Origin of the sequence: Neisseria oralis (assembly GCF_045062685.1) — a bacterium.
Lineage (GTDB): Bacteria > Pseudomonadota > Gammaproteobacteria > Burkholderiales > Neisseriaceae > Neisseria > Neisseria oralis.
The window spans coordinates 1-3,235 of record NZ_JBJGEB010000025.1 but is presented as its reverse complement, the minus strand read 5'-3'; the positions used below and the strand labels follow the sequence as shown (position 1 = coordinate 3,235).

At 37.3% G+C, this 3,235-nt stretch carries 4 protein-coding genes; 3 read left to right on the top strand and 1 reads right to left on the bottom strand.

Annotated elements, in window-relative coordinates; genetic code table 11:
* On the bottom strand, nt 1-236 hold a 236-nt coding region (locus tag ACI43T_RS11820; protein ID WP_405387290.1), incomplete at its 3' end, for a hypothetical protein.
* Nucleotides 237-837: 601 nt separating this feature from the next.
* Between ACI43T_RS11820 and ACI43T_RS11815 the strand changes: the two genes are divergently transcribed.
* The 3 genes from ACI43T_RS11815 (at nt 838) to ACI43T_RS11805 (ending at nt 2,774) form a co-directional block, all read left to right on the top strand.
* Nucleotides 838-1,605 (top strand): RHS repeat domain-containing protein, encoded by a 768-nt coding sequence (locus ACI43T_RS11815; RefSeq protein ID WP_405387292.1) that lies wholly within the window; start codon nt 838-840, stop codon nt 1,603-1,605.
* 20 nt (nt 1,606-1,625) lie between these two features.
* Entirely contained in the window at nt 1,626-1,988 is a 363-nt protein-coding gene (locus ACI43T_RS11810) for a hypothetical protein (protein WP_405387288.1), read from the top strand.
* Nucleotides 1,989-2,171: 183 nt separating this feature from the next.
* On the top strand, nt 2,172-2,774 hold the full coding sequence (locus ACI43T_RS11805; protein WP_405387286.1) for a hypothetical protein: 603 nt from the start codon (nt 2,172-2,174) through the stop codon (nt 2,772-2,774).
* Nucleotides 2,775-3,235: the final 461 nt, after the last annotated feature.

The following is a 3,235-nucleotide window of genomic DNA, read 5'->3' as shown; positions in this document are numbered from 1 at the left end:
AATCGTATGGGAAAGCAAGCCGTAACATATAATAAAAGCATTTTACTTATTAAGATAAAAGACAATTTTACATTTCCTGCCCCTCCTTCCTGCTTAGAAGGCATATTTTCAAAGTTGAAGTCGGCGAAGAACACCGCCCCGCCGCCGACGAGAGAGGCCGTCTGAAAACCGTCCCCGGCAGCCGCATCGAATTCGTTTGGGACGGCAGCCGCCTGCTGCAGGAAATTCACCCGCACGGAAGCTATACCTACGTCTATAAGGTTTTATTCAAAAGTATTGGGTAAGTATTTTAATTTCATGTCATATAGTATCCCTTTCTAAATAGCTATTGAATTTTTAGGTGAAAAATGAGAAAAAATAACAAAACATGTCTATGTCTTGAATTGCAAACAATTTTAGATGAGGAGTTGAAAATAGATTTTAGATGAGGAGTTGAAAATAGGTAATATTTTGCTTTTAGAACCATGTGTAACAGATTGGCCATGTGAAGGTAGTGTATTCGCTAGTTTGAAAAACCCTTTGACTGTCATGGATGACTTTATAACCGAGAATATTAAATATTCTTTAAATGAAGATCTACATTTTGGTTGGGTTAATTCATGTGAATGTAAAATCCATCATGATCTTTTAGTAGCAGGAGAATTAATTAGTACAAAATAATCAAATAAACTTTAATTCTAATAAGACGTAAACTTAAAACTTACATGTAATTTTTGTAAGTAAGCAGTTATATTTATGATGCATTAGATTTTGGAATGCCCGAGTAGAAATCACTATAAAAAATTCATTGGACAGGGACGGTCTGCCGCTGCAACGCACTAACGTGCTAAAGGCCGTCTGAAAATCGTCTCCGACAGCAGCCATCTGCTGCAGGAAATTCACCCGCACGGAAGCTATACCTACGTCTATACCGACCAAGATTCTTATGAACCGCTGGCGCAGATTTGCGAATGGGAGGACGAAGCGGGCGAAACCCGACGGCAGGTCAACTACTTCCACTGCGACCAGATCGGCCTGCCGCGGGAGATGACCGACGGCGAGGGAAGGCTGCTGTGGTTCGGCAACTATGGCGGCTGGGGCAAACTCACGGAGGAAACCAATATTGCCAATGCGCACCAGCCGTTCCGGTTGCAGAACCAGTATTGCGACGGGGAGACGGGGCTGCATTACAACTTCTTCAGGTACTACGACCCGCATTCGGGTAGGTTTATCAACCAAGACCCGATCGGGTTGGAAGGCGGGGAGAATCTTTATACTTTTGCACCAAATACGCAGCGATGGGTTGACCCGTTGGGATTAGCAAAAAATAGGGGACGCGTTCAAGCACAAGGAACGCATTTAGAAGAATCCGTTTCTTGGAATACAGATGAGCCAGTTACTGTAAAAGATGTTCAAGATAAGCTCAAAGAACTGAAAAAGAAACTCTCAAGGAAAGATCTAAAAGATAGAAAAGAGGCTTTTAAGAAAGCTGAAAATTTTTTAGAAAATGGAAACAGTTGTAATGGATTAGATGCTCCTATATCAAAAACCTTCATGGTAAAAGGAACTAAGCATGAACGTGTAGATATTGAAATTATTTCAGGAAGAATTGAACCGAATCCTTAAATATTTAGAAAGCATTTAACATGACAGAAAAATATGCAAATTGGTATAAAAATATTGATGAATATAATAAATTGGAACAATATATTGAAAATATATTTATCAAATTACTTGAAATAAACTCAATCAATAGAGAAGAATGGATTTTCCCATACTTCAAAACCACATATTCTGATGGTACACCATTTATGGATGGGAATCCCATTTTTTCAGCGAAGACTTCCAATGAAAAAAAAATTATAAAAGTCATTATAGATGATAATTGTCATGACATATGTGATTTTAATAGTTCATTTGATGAAAGTTTACTATACACAGTGATAGTTCCTATCAAATTAATTAACAATATAGATGTATTAATAACAAATTTTCTACTATCAAAATAGCAAGTGTAGGTTGGGTTGAGCCCCAACAAACCTGCAAGGTCGTCCAAAATTTCTGAAAACCGGCCTCGGCAGTCACATCGAATTCGTTTGGGACGGCAGCCATCTGCTGCAGGAAATTCATCCTCACGGAAGCTATACCTACGTCTATACCGACCAAGACTCTACTTACGAGAGTGGAATAAAATGATTTATCTCTATCAAACTAAGTGGCAGAAATATGTAACCTCAATTCCTGAATTAGATAACTTTTTTCCTACCTCTGATAAAAATATAGACATTGCTATCATTGCTTATTATGGTAACTCAGAAGAAGAGAATATTTTTAAAAGTATAATGTCTCAATTACTTGAGAATTCGATAGTATTAAAAGTCATTGAAAATCAAATAACTAAAAATATTAACTTTCTTGATTATGAATTTGATAATATTTTTAAAGTAATTACCAACAATACTAGTTTTAGTGAATATTTTTATTCAGATATAGTTATAAAAGGTGATGATATACTTACTAATAATCTTATAGAATCAAAAGAATTTATTATTAATTTGAAGAAGTATCGAATCTATAAAAAATATGGTAAAGATTATCAGTTAAAATATCCATATATTTGGGAACTTTTTGAAACAGGAAAAATTACTACGCCTCTCTCAACTTATTTCTTAAACCATAGTGAATTCATCATGATACCTAAAATTGCAACAGGAGGAATTGGAAATTTAGCTACAAATATCCTTTTTAAGCACCCTTCTGTATTTATCTACTTTAAATACTCTTGCCAAAAATAGAGAAATAACTATAAAGAATGTTAATAATATCGAGGAAATACCTTACTATTGAATTAGATGGTAACCTTTACTAATAAAAATTCAAACAAGCCGTCTGAAACAATTTTAGCAAGTGTCGGTAAGTATAGGTTGGGTCCCGACCCAACAAATCCGTAAGGCCGTCTGAAAAAACCTTTCAGACGGCCTGTCGAACTTTCCGCCCGCCGCGCTGCCTGATTATGAACAACAAGTACAAAGGCCGACTCAAAAAAAAAATGCCCCGCATGTAAGGCTGCCGTCCTCGCCGGCATGCCCGTCAACCCCATCCTCGGCATCAAGGTACTGACCGACGAAACCGATTTCGTCTTCTCCGGCATCCTCCCTCCTCGTCTGGAACCGCAGCTACTTGATGATGCAGCAGAAAAACGGTTAATGAGCAAGATTGATGAATACAAAAAGAAAGGTGCAGGAGCGTGGACTCT

Coding starts and splice junctions, on each gene's coding strand:
- ACI43T_RS11810 (WP_405387288.1), top strand. CDS start 1,626: ATGACAGAAAAATATGCAAATTGGTATAAAAATATTGATGAATATAAT.
- ACI43T_RS11805 (WP_405387286.1), top strand. CDS start 2,172: ATGATTTATCTCTATCAAACTAAGTGGCAGAAATATGTAACCTCAATT.